Below are 400 nucleotides of genomic sequence, written 5' to 3'. Positions count from 1 at the left end.
CTGCTGCCGAACGGCGGCGGCTTCCGCTACTACTCGGTCGCCGCCTCCGTCCCGCACAAGGACGCCACGGACTACCGCCTGACCGTCGACGGCCTGGTCGACCAGCCGAGGGCGTACACGCTGGCCGACCTCAGAGCCCTGCCCCAGACCCGCGTGGTCCGCGACGTCCAGTGCGTCACCGGCTGGCGGGTGCCGGGCACGCCCTTCGAGGGCGTCCGCCTCTCCCGCCTGCTGGACGCGGCCGGGGTCCGCTCCACGGCGAGGGCGCTGCGCTTCACCTGCTTCGACGGCACCTACACCGAGAGCCTGACCCTCGCCCAGGCCCGCCGGGCCGACGTACTGGTTGCCCTGCGCATGCAGGACAAGGACATCGGCCACGACCACGGCGGACCGGTCCGCC

At 73.8% G+C, this 400-nt stretch carries 1 protein-coding gene; it reads left to right on the top strand.

What is annotated here, in order from left to right; translation table 11 throughout:
• Positions 1-400, top strand: a 400-nt coding sequence (locus BZY54_RS41395) for a molybdopterin-dependent oxidoreductase (RefSeq protein WP_244217592.1), incomplete at both ends; no start/stop codon positions are given.

Origin of the sequence: Streptomyces carpinensis, assembly GCF_002154505.1 — a bacterium.
Classification (GTDB): Bacteria; Actinomycetota; Actinomycetes; order Streptomycetales; family Streptomycetaceae; genus Streptomyces; species Streptomyces carpinensis.
Note: the sequence above shows the minus strand (reverse complement) of the source record. Positions and strands in the feature narration are given on the sequence as shown.